At 60.5% G+C, this 14402-nt stretch carries 12 protein-coding genes; 7 read left to right on the top strand and 5 right to left on the bottom strand.

Translation table 11 applies throughout. The features are described from left to right. The first annotated feature begins 73 nt into the window (after window positions 1–73). The 3 genes from Thiofri_RS09595 to Thiofri_RS09585 all read left to right on the top strand — a co-directional run bounded on the left by Thiofri_RS09595 (window position 74) and on the right by Thiofri_RS09585 (window position 2838). Window positions 74–796: a HipA domain-containing protein gene (locus Thiofri_RS09595; RefSeq protein ID WP_051023841.1), complete on the top strand. Its 723-nt coding sequence runs from the start codon at window positions 74–76 to the stop codon at window positions 794–796. Window positions 797–1100: 304 nt separating this feature from the next. Continuing rightward, window positions 1101–2561: an NAD(P)/FAD-dependent oxidoreductase gene (locus tag Thiofri_RS09590; protein WP_009148448.1), complete on the top strand. Its 1461-nt coding sequence runs from the start codon at window positions 1101–1103 to the stop codon at window positions 2559–2561. A 91-nt stretch (window positions 2562–2652) separates the two neighbouring features. Further along, the gene (locus Thiofri_RS09585) at window positions 2653–2838 is read left to right on the top strand and encodes a hypothetical protein (protein WP_009148447.1); all 186 of its coding nucleotides are present in this window, start codon (window positions 2653–2655) and stop codon (window positions 2836–2838) included. Here Thiofri_RS09585 and Thiofri_RS09580 read toward each other — a convergent pair. Then, entirely contained in the window at window positions 2835–3845 is a 1011-nt protein-coding gene (locus Thiofri_RS09580) for a diacylglycerol/lipid kinase family protein (protein WP_009148446.1), read from the bottom strand. The two genes, Thiofri_RS09585 and Thiofri_RS09580, sit on opposite strands and share 4 nt — an antisense overlap. Window positions 3846–3908: 63 nt before the next feature. Between Thiofri_RS09580 and Thiofri_RS09575 the strand changes: the two genes are divergently transcribed. Next, window positions 3909–5390 (top strand): cryptochrome/photolyase family protein, encoded by a 1482-nt coding sequence (locus Thiofri_RS09575; RefSeq protein ID WP_009148445.1) that lies wholly within the window; start codon window positions 3909–3911, stop codon window positions 5388–5390. Window positions 5391–5408: 18 nt separating this feature from the next. Further along, window positions 5409–6059 (top strand): hypothetical protein, encoded by a 651-nt coding sequence (locus Thiofri_RS09570; protein ID WP_009148444.1) that lies wholly within the window; start codon window positions 5409–5411, stop codon window positions 6057–6059. Window positions 6060–6119: 60 nt separating this feature from the next. Here Thiofri_RS09570 and Thiofri_RS09565 read toward each other — a convergent pair whose 3' ends face one another. Together Thiofri_RS09565 and Thiofri_RS09560 are read right to left on the bottom strand one after the other, a co-directional pair. Then, window positions 6120–8075, bottom strand: coding sequence for an SLC13 family permease (locus tag Thiofri_RS09565; protein ID WP_009148443.1), 1956 nt, complete (start codon window positions 8073–8075; stop codon window positions 6120–6122). Between the two features lie 550 nt (window positions 8076–8625). Beyond that, the gene (locus Thiofri_RS09560; RefSeq protein ID WP_009148442.1) at window positions 8626–8760 is read right to left on the bottom strand and encodes a hypothetical protein; all 135 of its coding nucleotides are present in this window, start codon (window positions 8758–8760) and stop codon (window positions 8626–8628) included. Window positions 8761–9285: 525 nt separating this feature from the next. On the opposite strand from Thiofri_RS09560, the gene Thiofri_RS09555 reads away from it, so the two are divergent. Together Thiofri_RS09555 and Thiofri_RS09550 are read left to right on the top strand one after the other, a co-directional pair. Further along, window positions 9286–10020, top strand: a complete 735-nt coding sequence (locus Thiofri_RS09555; protein WP_009148441.1) for a response regulator — start codon at window positions 9286–9288, stop codon at window positions 10018–10020. Continuing rightward, window positions 10017–11396, top strand: coding sequence for an ATP-binding protein (locus tag Thiofri_RS09550; RefSeq protein ID WP_009148440.1), 1380 nt, complete (start codon window positions 10017–10019; stop codon window positions 11394–11396). Before Thiofri_RS09555 ends, Thiofri_RS09550 begins: the two co-directional genes overlap by 4 nt. A 54-nt stretch (window positions 11397–11450) precedes the next feature. Here the strand turns inward: Thiofri_RS09550 and ccoS are convergent, their stop codons facing one another. Continuing rightward, window positions 11451–11639 carry a cbb3-type cytochrome oxidase assembly protein CcoS gene (gene ccoS / locus Thiofri_RS09545; protein WP_009148439.1) on the bottom strand — a complete coding sequence of 63 codons (189 nt, stop codon included), beginning with the start codon at window positions 11637–11639 and terminating at the stop codon, window positions 11451–11453. A 196-nt stretch (window positions 11640–11835) separates the two neighbouring features. Further along, window positions 11836–14310 (bottom strand): heavy metal translocating P-type ATPase, encoded by a 2475-nt coding sequence (locus tag Thiofri_RS09540; RefSeq protein ID WP_009148438.1) that lies wholly within the window; start codon window positions 14308–14310, stop codon window positions 11836–11838. Between the last annotated feature and the right edge of the window lie 92 nt (window positions 14311–14402).

Genomic DNA, 14402 nt, shown 5'->3' with positions numbered 1-14402 from the left:
TAGCTGGTTAAGCTGTTGTTTTCTAGTCGCTGAGCGTCGTTCTAAAGGAGCCGCACCCAATGAATTTTTTTGCATGAGGCTCGCCGCCGCGACAGGCCTGGACACCGCGACGGTAGAATTGCACCAAGTGCCAGAGCCTGTGCTTTGTGTGAGCCGATTTGATCGTTTTCGACAGGGCGCCGCAGTGCGCCGGTGGCACATCATCGACGGCTGCCAATTGTTGGATCTGGCTAGCAGTTACAAGTACGAACGGCCTTATGGCGATCATCGGGACGTGCGGGAAATTCGCGATGGCGCATCTCTCGAAGTGTTTTTTGCGGCGATTAAGGCGAGTCCGCAACCGGCCAAGGCAAAGCTACAGTTGCTACGCTGGTTGATTTTTCAGGTGTTGCTGGGCAACGCCGACGCACATGCCAAGAATCTCTCGTTCTACATGACCGCGTCAGGCCCGGTGCAGGCACCAGCGTATGATTTGATCTGCAGTGCCGTCTACGCCGGGCAGGTCAGCCAAAGCTTCGCGATGGCAGTGGGCGACGCCTTCAGCACCCAAGAGCTCACAGCTTATGAGTGGGCGCAATTTTGTGCGGTGACGGACACACACCCGGCCCAGGTGCGCAAGGAGATTGAACGCGCCGTACGATTGATCCGCAAGCAGTTACCTGAAGTTCGCGACGCCGCCGCTGATGCCGGTGCGTTGCCCGAGATTGTCGGTGCGATTAGCGAGATTGTTGAAGCGCAATGTCAGCGACAATTGGATCTGGTGCCGCAGATTCGCGGGATGATGGCAGTCGTATAGCGGCTTGTCTGAGCCATCCTGAAACGTCCTGCATGACGAGCGCAAACAAACGCCAAAAACCCGATTCATTTCGGCTTTCCCGTCTCCGTTTCCATCCCGCGAAAGCGCCTGGCAATCTTTGCCAAAAGCCGTCAAGCGGCGCGAACTGAACGAACACATGTGGCTCGGCAGTGGCAAGCACTGTACCTGGTCGCGAAGCGAAGACATCTGGAGTTTCCGCCGAAACATTGATCCAGGTCGTTTTCCTGAGCCGCCTATTTTGGTAGCTTCGATTGACAATTTATAATCAACGGGAGCTTTTGCCATGGCGCGAATCGTTATTCTCGGAGCGGGTCTTTCCGGTCACACGGTAGCCCGCTACCTCAGCCGCTGGTTGAAAGGCAGTGACCACCAGATTACCGTCGTCTCGCCCAAGCCTCTGTGGAATTGGATTCCTTCCAATATCTGGGTCGGCGTGGGCGGAATGACCAAGAAACAGGTCACCTTTGAGTTGGAGCCTGTTTACCGCAAGGCCGGCATCGACTTTCGCCAGGCCAAGGGGGTGTCGGTGCACCCTGAGGGGGATGCGGAACTTTCCCGGCCCTTCGTCACCATCGAGTACACCGATGATCAGCGCGCGGGCCAGACCGACAAAGTCGACTACGACTATCTGGTCAACGCCACCGGGCCCAAACTGAACTTTGGCGCCACGCCCGGCCTTGGCCCGGATGGCGGTTACACCGTCTCTGTCTGCACCCCCGACCATGCGATTGAGGCGAACGAAAAGCTGCAAGAAAACGTCGAAGCACTAAAGCGGGGCGAAACGCGCACCTTCGTGGTCGGAACTGGCCATGGCATGTGCACCTGCCAGGGCGCAGCCTTTGAGTACATCTACAACATCGACCACTGCCTGCGTCAAAATGGCGTGCGCGACAAAGCGCGCATCATGTGGATCAGTAACGAGTACGAGCTAGGCGACTTCGGCATGGGCGGCGTACACATAAAGCGCGGCGGCTACATGACCAATGGCAAGGTGTTCGCCGAGTCGCTGATGGTGGAGCGCAACATGGAGTGGATTACTCGCGCCCATGTGAATAAGGTCGAGCCCGGCAAGATTCATTACGAGACCCTCGACGGCACCGAGGGCGAACTGGACTTTGATTTCGCCATGCTAATCCCGCCCTTCGCCGGTGTTGGGATGAAAGCCTATGACAAGGACGGCGGCGACATGACTGATAAGTTGTTCGCGCCTAACGGCATGATGAAGGTGGACGCGGACTACACACCCAAAGCGTACGAGGATTGGAGTAAGGAGGATTGGCCGAGCACCTATCAGAATCCTCTGTACAAAAACATCTTCACCGTTGGCATTGCGTTCGCCCCGCCACATCCGATCAGCAAGGTGATGAAGAACCCCAAGGGGACGCAGATCAGCCCCACACCGCCGCGCACCGGCATGCCCTCTGCCGCTATGGGACGGGCCGTTGCCGCCAGCATCCGCGACATGCTAAACGGCGCACCCGAGCCAACGAACCGCGCATCCATGGCCGAGACGGGGGCAGCCTGTGTGGCCTCGACCGGTTTGGACATCCTCAAGGGCACGGCGGCGACCATGACCGTCTTCCCGGTGGTGCCGGATTATGAAACCTTCCCAGAATACGGTCGGGATATGAATCTGACCTTCGGCGAGATCGGTCTGGCAGGGCACTGGATGAAATACATCTTGCATTATGTCTTCATCTACCAGGCGAAGCTTGGCCCCGGTTGGCATGTGTTGCCAGATTAAATTGCGCCCTGGCGAATAAATTCGCCGTCACTCCTGTAGGCGAATTCATTCGCCTACTGCCCGCCAAGATATCACTGAGGAGTCCGCATCCATGAGCACTGAATCCGAGTCCCCGAAAGTCCCGGTGAAAAACCGCGAACCCTACCAGCAGGCCTATTACCCGCCGGTGCCGACCCGGTTCACGCGTTACTTCCGCACCTCTCTTGTTTGGCAGTTTGTTCGCTTTTGGATCATCAACTTCAAGATCTTCAAGCTGTTGGCCAAATCACACAACTAGCTGTCCTCGCGCGGCACCAGCATGGGCAGGGTACGCGGCTGCAGACTGAAGGACAAGGGCGTCTGCAGCCGCCGAATTTCGCCATCGACCAGCACCGGCAGATGATTTAGCCCGGCCACCTCAATGCGCACAGCCGCGCTGGTCTGCGTCAGCAGCACGTCGTCCATGCCCCAACTGCCTGCCATCAGTCGCCCCAACAGGGCGCGCAGGCGCTGCACACTGGCGCGGCGCATGGCATAAAGCTCAAGCACACCGCCATCAAGGCGATCACGAAACGGCAGACGCCGCAGGGCGCGCTCAAGACGGTTATTGACGACCACCAGCGTGCGCGAGCGCAACCGCTGACGCTCACCATCCCCGACCAGCGTCATACGCAAGTACGGGTAACGGCCCCACAACCGAAGCGCGGCAAAAAATAGCACCGGCCAGCGCCACCAGCGCGAACGGTGGCGGTCGCGTTCGCGATAGCGCGCCAGCAAGGCGGCAATGCCCAACATGCAGGCGCACAGAAATGGATGGCCATTGACCTGGCCGAGGTCGATTAAGCGCACCTCGGGATCGAGCAGCACCCGCATTGCTTGTTCTGACTCAGCTGGAATGCCCAGATCGCGCGCCATCCAGTTCATGGTTCCCTGCGGCAGAATGGCGATGGGGACGCGATCCTCGCCCAGCGCCTCAACCACCGCCAGCACGGTGCCATCGCCGCCAAAGACATAAATCGCCAGTAAATCATCGCCGAGACGAGCCCGTAATGCGGGCCCAAAGCCCTGTGGTTTCAGGACCAGCTGTTCCAGTTTCACGCCATAGCTGGACAGCTGCGCCTGCAAGGGCTTCAGCAGCGGCACATCAAAGGATTCGCTGGCGACCAGCTCCCCCGCAGATGGATTCACTACCGCCAGCACGCGCCCCGAGCCACTAGCCCGAGCACTCGGCTGCGACCAAAAAGAGGGTCTTGCTGTCGGGGGCTTTTCAGGATGTTTCAGGTCGGTTTCGAGAGATTCGGCCATTGGTTATCTTCACGCACATGGTATTTTTTAAGTTCAGTTCGTCCCTAGCTGCGGAGCACGCCCATGCCTTCAACCGCCATTTTGTGGTTCCGTCGCGACCTGCGGCTGTCAGACAATCCAGCCCTGATGGCCGCACTGGATGGATGCGAACGCCTGCTGCCAGTTTATCTTCATGCGCCAGACGAGGAAGCCCCCTGGTCACCCGGAGCTGCGTCAAACTGGTGGCTGCATCACAGCTTGCAAGCCCTTGATGCTTGCTTGCGCGAACGCGGCTCGCGCTTATTCATCCTGCGTGGCGACAGTCTCGCCTGTCTGCAAGCGCTCATCACCGCGACTTCGGCCCGCGCGGTATTCTGGAACCGCTGCTACGAACCGGCCAGAATTGCACGCGACAGCTTCATCAAGCAGCAACTGCGCGCCCAAGGCATCCGCTGCGAAAGCCACAATGGTGGATTGTTGTTTGAGCCCTGGGAGATCAAAACCGGCGCTGATCAGCCATTCAAGGTGTTCAGCGCGTTCTGGCGACGCGCCACGGCGCGTCTGGCGGAAATTCCAGCACCATCGCCAACACCCGAGGTCTTGCCGCCGCTCCCAGAAGCCATCGCATCGGGCAGAACACAGTTATCAAAATCGCTCGCGGAACAACCCCTGGAGAGGCTTGACCTGCTGCCGCGCATTAGCTGGGATGCCGCTTTCCCCACCACCTGGCAACCAGGTGCGGCTGGCGCCCAGGCGCGGCTTCGGCGCTTTCTCGACCAAGCCGCGCATGACTATGCCGAAACGCGCGAGCAGCCGGGCGTTGAAGGCAGCTCGAAGCTCTCGCCGCATCTGCATTTTGGCGAGATTGGCCCGCGCGAAGTGCTCAAGGCCACCAATGCCACGGTGGGTGATCATGAGGCTTTCGTGCGTGAGCTTGGCTGGCGAGAATTTAGTGTGCATCTGCTGTTTCATTTTCCGCAAACGGCTGAGGTGCCGCTAAATCCGCTGTTTGCGGACTTCCCCTGGCGCGATCCCACCCCGCCCGAGCTACTCCGCGCCTGGCAGCAAGGCCAGACCGGGATTCCGCTCATTGATGCCGGCATGCGCGAGCTTTGGCACAGCGGCTGGATGCACAACCGGGTGCGCATGATTGTCGCCTCCTTTTTGACCAAGAACCTGCGCATTCCCTGGCAGACCGGAGCACGCTGGTTCTGGGACACCCTGGTAGATGCCAACCTGGCCAACAACACACAAGGATGGCAGTGGACCGCCGGCTGCGGTGCCGACGCAGCGCCCTACTTTCGCATTTTCAATCCGGTGCGCCAGGGCGAGCGTTTCGATCCCGAGGGAGTTTATGTGCGTCACTGGTGCCCGGAGCTTACCCGCCTGCCTAAGCGCTATCTGCATGCGCCCTGGACAGCGCCCGTTGCTATTTTACAACAGTCTGGCGTGGAACTTGGCATCACTTATCCGCGTCCAATCATCGACCTGGCCGACACCAGACGCGAAGCCTTGGCATTTTGGCAACAGTTGCGTGATACTGACAGTCGCGCGAATTTCGCGTAAACTGATCGCGATTGAGCCATGAATGCCTCTCGTAACCCACAACTACTGCCAGCCATGAACATAACGCTGAAACCCAATTTCTCGACCTGCCTCTCGACAACCCGGCTGATCAGCACCGCCAGCGCCCTGGTGCTGGCCGCGCCGCTTGCATTCGCCGAGCCCCCTCCGGCACCCGAGACCCCTGCCGAGTCCACATCCGAAGCTGATACGGCGCCTGCGAGTCCCGCTGTTGCTGGAGCCGACCTCTCTTCGCTGCTTGACGGTGTTGAGCATCAATGTCAATACAACAAGATGCTCGAGGGATTCTGGCGCCACCTAGCGAACCCAAAGCAAGCAATCGGGGTGCTACAGCCAGAGCTGCAGAAAGCCATCGGCGCCATCAGTGTCACCGATCAGCCCGACTTCCGCATGTATTCCATTCCAGTGCAGGGCGCATGGCACCAGGTACCAGTCAAGCAGATTCAGTTCGGCCTCGGCAAAGGCAACGGCATTCATGTGTTGATGGTGGAGTTCGACGCCGCCGCACCCGAGGCAAAGGCAATCTTTGAACCATTGGTCCAGCGCTCCAAACTCGACATGGCCAATGACCCGAACAACACCCTGGATGCCACCACGGATCTGGTTATCGACGGCGGCAAGGCGCGACTGATCTGCGATCTCTCCACCTGAGCGCGCCCTGAAGGCGGGGAACCCCATCCCAAGGGCCTGACGATCAACTCAGGTCGATCATCAATAAAGCAGGTTCAGCACCGTTAGCGACACCACCAGGAAAAGCACCGTCATAATGCCGCCGGCGCGCAGATAATCCGGGACCCGGTAACCGCCCGGCCCCATGATCAAGGCATTAACCTGATGGGTGGGGATCAGAAAAGAATTGGATGTGGCAATGGCCACGGTCAGCGCGAAAACCGCCGGGTTGGCTCCGGCGCCAAGGGCGATATTCACCGCCAAGGGCACCAGCAGCACGGTCGCCCCCACGTTGGACATCACCAGGGTAAAGAAGGTGGCCAGCACCGCAACGGCGGCCTGAATGCCCCAGATTGGCAAGTCACCCAGCACGCGCAGCGTCTCATCGGCAATCCAGGTCGCAGTGCCGGAGGTTTCCACCGCCATACCGAGCGGAATCAGTGAGGCGAGCAGAAACACCGTCTTCCAGCTCACCGCCTCGTAGGCTTCTTCGATGCTCAGCACCCCGGAGAGCACCATGCCAACGGCGCCGGTTAGCAGCGCCACCGAGAGGCGCAGGTCGGTAAACAGCACCAGGCCCAGGGTGATGACAAAGAACAAGAGCGCCACCGGCACTTTGTGCGGCCGAAGCTCCTCGTGCGGGTATTCGGTGGTGACCACCACGAAATCCCGGTCGCTTTCCAGCCGATGCAGATCAGCCCAGGTCGTGTGCACAACCAGAGTATCGCCCGGCTTGAACGCCATGTTGCGCACCCCGCCGGTGCGAAAGGTCAAAGTATCATCACCGCGGCGAATCGCCAGCAACGACAACCCGTAGATCTTTCGCATCCAAACATCGCGCGCTGTCTTACCAAGCAGACCGGAGCCCGGCGGAATCACAAGCTCGCCAATCCCGGCTTTTCCGCCGGAGAGTGCATCGGCGAAGCGCTCAAGATCGGGCTTGACCTCGACCCCGGAGGCAGCGACAAAATCGGCCAACATCTCAGCCGGCGCGATCAAACCAAGTGTACTGCCTGCCTGGACACCCAAAGTGCGATCAACCCCGTCCGACCCCAGACGCACGCCATCACCCTTATCGATCGCAATCACCCGCACCCGCCAGCGCTGCTCGAGTTCATCGACACTGACACCGACTAGTGGGCTGGAGTCGCGAACCACCGCCTCGTAGACCAAAAAATCGCTAAAGCCGTAGGTCTCGGCAAAATAGCCCATGGGATCATGGGACTCAAGATGCTCGCTCCCACGCGTTGGCAGCACCAGAGGGCCGGCAATCACGAAATACAAAATCCCTGTCACCACCAGAGCAATCCCAACCGGAGTAACTGAGAACAGGCTGAAGGTCTCCATGCGCTGCTCCGGCGCCAGGATTTCGTTGGTGGTGAGAATCAAATCATTCAGAAGAATCAGTGGACTCGACCCAACCAGGGTCATGGTGCCGCCAAGAATGGCGCAAAAGCCCATCGGCATCAGCAACCGCGACATCGCAAGCCCGGTGCGTACCGAAATGCGGCTGACCACCGGCAGAAAGAGCGCCGCCGCGCCAACATTCTGCATAAAGGACGAAATCACCGCCACGGTGCCCGAGATCAGCGGGATAATGCGCGCCTCGGTCTTACCACCAACGCGCATAATAAAGGCGGCAACCTGGGACATGATTCCAGTGCGATCCAGCCCGGCGCCAATGATCATGACCGCGATGATGGAAATGACCGCATTGGAGGCAAAGCCGTCAAACAAAGACTCCAGCGGCACCAACCCGGCGTCCAGGCCCATTGCCGGAGCGACCAGACTGGTTAGCCCGAGCAAAAGCATCACCGTCACCGCCGCGACGTCCACCCCGACCACCTCGAAGGCAAACAGAAAAATGGTGAGCATCAGCACCACCATGACCCAGGCAATCTCAAGCGTCGGCACCAGGGTTGCGAGATAGAGGGCAGCCCCGGTAAAAAAGAGAGCCGCCAGCGTGCGGACCGAGATCAATGAGAAAAAAGCGCGCATCGGAACCCCACACTCAGATAACGACAAGGTTTGCCTTGCCTGGCCGGAAGTATCCCGGGGAGCCGATGGATTATAACGAGCCGGGTGGAAAAAGTGCGGAGACAAAAAAACACCGTTGCAGCGGCCAGAGAAGACCGCTGCAACGGCGAAGAGGCTTGCTACCCTAAAACATGCGCAAGCGCTAAAAGCGAACAGCCATGAGTGGCGATTCAGTGAATCGGAGTCTGTGTTGGAGAACTCAGATTACCCTGAAACAGCGGATTTATTCTCCGGGGCTGCCGGGGCCATGGTCCTTAGCCCGGAATGTTAGGAAGGGGTATCTAGAGACTGGAGATACTGGAATTGCCATTGCTGATAACAGGATTGATCACACTGGGATTGATCATACTGGGATTGATCAAATTGGGAGTGATCACAGCACGCAGAGAGGTAAGCGCCCTTCTGGACGCCGCCTGCTACTGAAGCCTTTGGAAACAACTCTGTCCCGCGCCCACCTGCAATCAGGCCCCTTGCGGGGCCAAACTCCGCGCCGGGGGGCGCGGAGTTTGCTTCATGCGTTGGGTTTGGCGACGGAGTTGCCTCTCTTGCGTGTCTTGGCGCCGTTGTGACTGACGATCCCGACGAGAAACCCGCCGGAGACGATCGCAACCAAAAGCCCGCTGATAGTCAAAGCGTCAAAAATCATGCTTTTTCCTCCAAAATAATGTCCTAAGCCTGACGAATGCTGAAGGTCCTGGCCGCCGCGGATCATGAATCCTTATGATTCAGGTCAAAAATGCGCTCAACGCCAGCGAGTGACGGAGCGGAGCGGTCAAAGTCCTTCAGCCGATAGTCAGGATATTGCACGAAAGAGGTTACTCTGTTATTTCCTTATATACTAATATTGTAACAACTTGTAATCAGGATGCCAGGAAAAAAGTCACATTTCTCCACTTGCGACAACAAATTGATCATTCTCAATCCGCGACATCAGTGCCTAACCGGTACGCAACAATCCCATCAGATACACCAATCGCAGACATGTTATTGGTTCCGGGTCGGGTGACGGCCACCGGGACCTCGGCGGCAGGACGCCATCAGGAAGCCTACAGGGAGGTATTCACGGCGTCCCCCGTGGCCGTTACAAGACCAATAACCAGCTGCAATCTGAAAGGTTTTCGGTATAGAACTGAAGACACCAGCCTCTGCCAAGCAACCGGATGCCAAACCCATGGACAACACGCCACCTAGAATCGCTGAAAAAGCCCGCGTGCTGGTCGTGGATGACGATCAGGGTCTGCGCGATCTTTTGCTCGACTACTTGAAACGCGAGGGTTTCGAGGTTGCGGGAGTGGAGGATGGCGAGCAGATGTTCCGCTGGCTCGACACCGAGTCCGCCGACATCATCATCCTTGACCTGATGCTGCCGGGCGAGGACGGACTCAGCCTGGCGCGGCGGCTGCGCCAGAGCCATAGCACACCCATCATCATGCTGTCGGCGCGCGGAGATGATGTTGATCGCATCGTTGGGCTCGAGGTCGGCGCCGATGACTATCTGTCCAAGCCCTTTAATCCGCGCGAACTGTTGGCCCGCATCCGCGCGGTGCTACGCCGACACAGCCCTGCCGCCGAAGAACCACAGGCTACCCCCGGAGACAGCCGCAGCTTCGGTCCCTATCAGCTGAACATTCCCATGCGTCAGCTTGAGCGCGCGGGCGAGCCGATTAGCCTGACACCTGGTGAATTCGACTTGCTTCGCGTGTTCTGCGAGCACCCCAACCGCCTGCTCGACCGCGACCGCCTGTTAGACCTGCTCAAAGGATACGAACGCAACCCCTTCGACCGCAGCATCGACGTGCAGGTCGCAAGGCTGCGCGCCAAAATCGAGCACGAAAAGAAAAACCCGCGCTACATTCGCACCGTCTGGGGCCGTGGCTATATTTTCACACCCCAGGGGCAACCATGACCCGCCGGCACCGCTGGCTGCCAAGCTCGCTATTCAGCCGCGCACTGCTGACCCTGGTGCTGACCTTTGGCAGCTTTGCGCTGGTCACCTTCGTCGCCATCGTGCACTACGCCCTGTCGCCGGTGGTCCAGCGCGCCACCAGTGACTTGGCCGCGCTCATGGACCTCTCCGCGCGCACCCTGGTGAAGCTGCCACAACCGCTGCGCGAGGAATACCGCAAGCGTCTGCGCCAGGACTACCAACTCGAACTGCGACCACAGCGCGAACGCCCAGACGACCTGGAGCCCTATTTCTTCCCCTACACGGCTCGTCTGTCTAAATCCATCGCAGCCCAGCTCGGACACCCGGTGCAGGTCGAGAGCAATCTCCTCGGAGAGGAGCGCTGGTTCTGGCTGCGCATGGATACCGAGCATGGCCCTGTCTGGGTCGGATTTCCGCGCGGTCGCATCAATACCAAACCGCTCGAGGGGGTGGCGCTGGTCTCAATCATGGCCCTTGTGCTTATTTTGGTCACGGCCACCGTATTGGCCAGGCGCGTCACCATCCCCTTAACGCGCCTGTCGCGCGCGGCCGAGGAAGTCGCGCGCGGGCGCTCGCCGGAACCACTGCCGGAGACCGGCCCCCTGGAGCTGGCCAATCTGGCACGGCGCTTCAACGAGACCAGCCAGCAAGTTCGCGAACTGCTGGCTGATCGAACGGTGCTGCTGGCCGGCATCTCGCACGACCTGCGCACTCCGCTGACGCGCCTGCGGCTGGCCGTCGAGATGTTGCCCGAGCAGGTCAGCGACCCTCAACGTGATCGCATGACGCGCGACATCGAGGAGATGGATCAGCTCATTCGCCAGGCGATGGAGCTCGGCCAAAGCCTGGGCGCCGGCGCAAAGGAGAATCTTGATATCAATGAGATCATCAAAGAAGTGGTCGGCCAACGTCAGCGCATCCGCTGCCGCCCTGGCCTCCCCTGCCCCGCTAACATCAACGAGATGGCGCTCAGGCGCATCCTCGGCAACCTGATCGAAAACGCGCTGCGCTACAGTTATCAGACCGTAGAGATCCTTCAGCAGGGCTGTGCCGAGGGTGTTGAGATTCAGGTGCTCGACCGTGGCCCCGGTATCCCCAGCGAATCCCTCGATGCGGTATTTCGGCCGTTTTTCCGCCTGGAACAATCGCGCAACCGGGGGACCGGCGGCACCGGCCTGGGTCTCGCAGTGGCGCGCCAACTGGCAATGGCCAACGACATCGAGATTCATCTGGGCGCCCGGCCCGGTGGTGGCACCATCGCCCGCATCCTGCTCAACCCACCGGAACAAGACGGTCAGCAGTCGACTCCCGCCGGTGCCGTGACCCGACATGCGGCGAACGCGGGCAAGAGTTGACGCACCTCAGCAGGCTATAGACCGACATTCCGCATCAGCAGCCGGAAGAAACGCTCAATCCTCGACATCCGCACCCGGAAAGCGGCGCGGATCATCAGGCTTGATGTCGTCATCCAGCAGAATACGCTGTCCGTCACCTTCGAGATCGTCGAACTGCCCGCTGCGCGCGGCCCAGAAAAGCACGCCAACCGCGGCAAGTCCGAGCAGCAGCATGCCGGGAATCAAACCATAGATGACTTCCATTGAGGATCAGTGGGCACTAGGCGGTGGGAAGAATTTAGAGCGCATCAGGGGTATACCAATCGCAAACTAATGGTTTTGGGTCGGGTGACGGCCACGGGGGTTTCGGCGGCCCTTATCGGATCAGGGACGCCGCCGGGAAGCCTACAGGGAGGTATTCACGGCGTCCCCCGTGGCCGTCACCCGGCCCAGAACGAGCCTAAATCTTAAAGAGTTTCGGTATACGACCAATGCGCGCTGAGTTGCCGATCACCGCGAGCGAACTCAGCGGCATGGCAATGGCCGCCACCAGGGGCGTGATCAACGCCGCCATGGCCAGCGGCACCATGACCAGATTGTACGCAATCGACAACCCGATGTTCTGGCGGATAATCCCCAGAGTGCGCCTTGCCAGCGCCAGTGCCTGGGGTACGCGCACAAGTTCATTGCCGGTGAGGACGATATCAGCGCTGGCCATGGAGACATCGGTCCCGCTGCCAAGGGCGATGCCTACATCAGAACGCACTAGCGCCGGTGCGTCATTCACCCCATCGCCGACCATGGCGACCCGCTGCCCGGCCGCGCGCAAACCGGCAATCACTGCCGACTTGCCCTCTGGCAGCACCTCGGCAATGGCTTCAATCCCGCCCAAGCGTTTGGCAATCTCGCTCGCCGTTGTCTGACGGTCTCCGCTGAGCAGGGAGACCTGAAGCCCAGCGGCCAGCAGCGCATCCACTGCCGCGCGCGCATCCTCGCGCAGATCGTCGCGCAGCAGCAGGCGCGCCACTTCCCGACCATCTACCGCCAGATGCAGCAGGGTCGCCCTCGGCCAGTCTGTTGGCGATTCCAAGCTCGCATGCAGCGCAATCCCCAGGCTTTGCAGCCAGGCTGCCGAACCCAGGGCCAGGACTTGGCCATCAACACGACCAACAACCCCGCGTCCGGGTTCCATGCGGACATCAGCAACCGTCAGATTCATGTCGACCAACCCCTGCTCGCGGGCGAAGGCCGTCAGTGCGCGCGCCAGCGGATGCTCGGAGAGTTGCTCCAGCGCCGCTGCAAGGGTCAGCCAGTGTTGTCGAGACGCATTCAAGGGCTCACCAGTTTCATCGGCACGCCACAGACCGCGCGCGTCCATCAAAGCCACTAGCCGGGGTTGGCCGCGCGTCAGAGTGCCGGTTTTATCGAACACCACCCGGGTTACGCTGGACAAGCGCTCCAGCGCGGCGCCCTGCTTGATCAGGATGCCGTGACGGGCGGCGCTGCCGGCCGCCACCGCCATGGCCATAGGCGTGGCGAGCCCAAAGGCGCAGGGACAGGTGATAATGAGCACCGAGGTGGCTGCCAGCACCGCCGTAGCCGCATCGGCCCGCCACCAAAACAGGCCGGTTGCAAGCGCGAGCAACAGGGTGGCACCAACAAACCAGGGCACCACCCGATCAGCCAGGCTTTGAATCGGTGCCTTGCTCGCCTGGGCCTCCTCGACCAAATGCAGAATGCGCCCGAGCTGGGTCTCGCGCAGCACGGCGGTCACCCGCACCCGCAGCGCCCCGGCGCCATTCAGGCTGCCGGCCACCACTGGCTGACCGGGACCGCGCATGATCGGCTCCGACTCGCCGGTGAGCAGGGATTCATCAACCGCGCTGCTGCCCTGCTCCACCAGGCCATCAGCCGGCACCCGCTCACCAGGGCGGATCAGCAGTTGATCGCCGGGGCGCACGGCGCGCATTGGAACCAGGGCTTCCTCGCCATCGCGCAGCACAGTGGCTGCGCGGGGCTGAAGATCAAGCAGGCGCTGGGTGGCCGAGACCGCCTGACGGCGCGACATGGCCTCCAGGTAGCGCCCGAGCAGAATCACAAAAAGAAAATTGACCAGGGTATCCCAGTAGACATCCCCCTGCCCGGTCAAGGTCACAACCAGCGAATAGGCGTAGGTGATGGTCGCCCCGATGGCGATGGGCAGGTCCATGTCCAGGTGCCGTTGGCGCAGTCCGCGCCAGGCGCCAGCAAAAAAAGGCCCGCCAGCATAGAGCAGCGTGGGCGTGGCCAACAGCCAGCCGACCCAATGAAACAAGGTGCGGAACTCGCCCTGATCCGCCCCGGCATAGAGGGCGATGGATATCCACATCAGATTCATGGCTGCAAAGCCGGCGAAAGCCAGGCGATACAGCAGCGCCCGATTGCGTCGTTGCAAGCCAAGTTCGGCCGCACCGGGATCATAAGGCACGGCAGCATAGCCCAGTTCGCCCAGGCGCCGCAGGATGCGCGACAGGCGCAGACGGCCATTGTCCCAGCGCAAGCGCAGCCGCCGCCCGGTCAGGTTCACTCGCGCATCGGTCACCCCGGGCATGGCGGATAAGCCATTTTCAATTAACCAAACGCAGGCAGCGCAGTGAATCCCCTCGACCGCCAGTTGCAGCTCACGTTCGTCGCTGGAAATGTCGCCGAACTCCTGCTGGACTTCGTCAAGATCGTAGAACTCAAGCTGGCGCGGCAGCTGCGGCGGCGGACCAAAGACCTCGCCATCAGGGGTGCGCTGATAGAAGCCATCAAGGCCGGCGTCGTGGATTGCCTGGCACACCGCCGCGCAGCCATGGCAACAAAAGTGGCGCTCGCCACCGGCAATCTGACCACGCACGGCGCTTGCGGGCGTGATCGGCAGACCGCAGTGGAAGCAGCGCGACGGGGGATCCATCAATGCCAGACAGAGCGAATAACGGCTTTATACCCATCGCAAATCAGTTTTCGGTCTTGGGCCGGGTGTCGGGCGCGGGGGTCTCGGCGGCC

The sequence above is a fragment of the Thiorhodovibrio frisius genome (genome assembly GCF_033954835.1).
Lineage (GTDB): Bacteria > Pseudomonadota > Gammaproteobacteria > Chromatiales > Chromatiaceae > Thiorhodovibrio > Thiorhodovibrio frisius.
The sequence above is the reverse complement of the archived record's forward strand: the minus strand, read 5'-3'. Positions and strand labels throughout refer to the sequence as shown.

Excerpts from the sequence above, each read along its gene's own strand:
- Thiofri_RS09555 (WP_009148441.1), top strand. The coding sequence starts at position 9,286 with ATGGACAACACGCCACCTAGAATCGCTGAAAAAGCCCGCGTGCTGGTC.
- Thiofri_RS09570 (WP_009148444.1), top strand. The coding sequence starts at position 5,409 with ATGAATGCCTCTCGTAACCCACAACTACTGCCAGCCATGAACATAACG.
- ccoS (WP_009148439.1), bottom strand. The coding sequence starts at position 11,639 with ATGGAAGTCATCTATGGTTTGATTCCCGGCATGCTGCTGCTCGGACTT.
- Thiofri_RS09550 (WP_009148440.1), top strand. The coding sequence starts at position 10,017 with ATGACCCGCCGGCACCGCTGGCTGCCAAGCTCGCTATTCAGCCGCGCA.
- Thiofri_RS09575 (WP_009148445.1), top strand. The coding sequence starts at position 3,909 with ATGCCTTCAACCGCCATTTTGTGGTTCCGTCGCGACCTGCGGCTGTCA.
- Thiofri_RS09595 (WP_051023841.1), top strand. The coding sequence starts at position 74 with ATGAGGCTCGCCGCCGCGACAGGCCTGGACACCGCGACGGTAGAATTG.
- Thiofri_RS09560 (WP_009148442.1), bottom strand. The coding sequence starts at position 8,760 with ATGATTTTTGACGCTTTGACTATCAGCGGGCTTTTGGTTGCGATCGTC.
- Thiofri_RS09590 (WP_009148448.1), top strand. The coding sequence starts at position 1,101 with ATGGCGCGAATCGTTATTCTCGGAGCGGGTCTTTCCGGTCACACGGTA.
- Thiofri_RS09540 (WP_009148438.1), bottom strand. The coding sequence starts at position 14,310 with ATGGATCCCCCGTCGCGCTGCTTCCACTGCGGTCTGCCGATCACGCCC.
- Thiofri_RS09585 (WP_009148447.1), top strand. The coding sequence starts at position 2,653 with ATGAGCACTGAATCCGAGTCCCCGAAAGTCCCGGTGAAAAACCGCGAA.
- Thiofri_RS09565 (WP_009148443.1), bottom strand. The coding sequence starts at position 8,075 with ATGCGCGCTTTTTTCTCATTGATCTCGGTCCGCACGCTGGCGGCTCTC.
- Thiofri_RS09580 (WP_009148446.1), bottom strand. The coding sequence starts at position 3,845 with ATGGCCGAATCTCTCGAAACCGACCTGAAACATCCTGAAAAGCCCCCG.